The 773-nt window shown below is 44.2% G+C and carries 1 protein-coding gene; it reads left to right on the top strand.

What is annotated here, in order from left to right:
• A partial coding sequence (gene thsB / locus EP1X_RS09920; RefSeq protein ID WP_305809545.1) for a thermosome subunit beta occupies positions 1–773 on the top strand: 773 nt, incomplete at both ends.

Raw genomic sequence — 773 nt, forward strand, 5'->3', positions numbered from 1 at the left:
TATAGTAATCACAAACGACGGTGCAACAATTCTTGATGAAATGGACATCCAGCACCCAGCAGCTAAGATGATGGTTGAAGTTGCAAAGACTCAAGACAAGGAAGCGGGAGACGGAACCACGACAGCTGTTGTTATTGCTGGTGAACTTCTGAGGAAGGCTGAAGAGCTTCTTAATCAAAACATACATCCTACAATAATTGTAAAAGGTTATACACTTGCAGCTGAAAAGGCCCAAGAGATTCTCGATAGCATTGCAAAGGATGTTAGCCCAGAGGATGAGGAAGTCCTCATGAAGGCGGCTACAACAGCTATAACTGGAAAAGCCGCTGAGGAAGAGAGAGAGTACCTGGCTAAGCTGGCAGTAGACGCTGTAAAACTCGTTGGTGAAAAAGTTGGTGAGAAGTATCAAGTTGACATTGACAACATCAAGCTTGAGAAGAAAGAAGGCGGAAGTGTCAGAGACACCCAACTCATCAGAGGTGTAGTTATTGATAAAGAGAGAGTTCACCCAGGCATGCCAAGAAAGATCGAGGATGCCAAGATAGCTCTCATTAACGAGGCACTTGAGGTTAAAGAAACTGAGACAGATGCAGAGATCAGAATTACAAGCCCAGAGCAATTACAAGCATTCCTCGAGCAAGAGGAAAGAATGATCAGAGAGATGGTTGACAAAATTGTTGCTACAGGTGCAAATGTAGTATTCTGTCAGAAGGGAATTGACGACCTAGCACAACACTACCTCGCTAAGGCTGGTATATTAGCCGTTAGAAGGG

Origin of the sequence: Thermococcus sp. EP1 (genome assembly GCF_001317345.1) — an archaeon.
Taxonomy (GTDB): domain Archaea; phylum Methanobacteriota_B; class Thermococci; order Thermococcales; family Thermococcaceae; genus Thermococcus_A.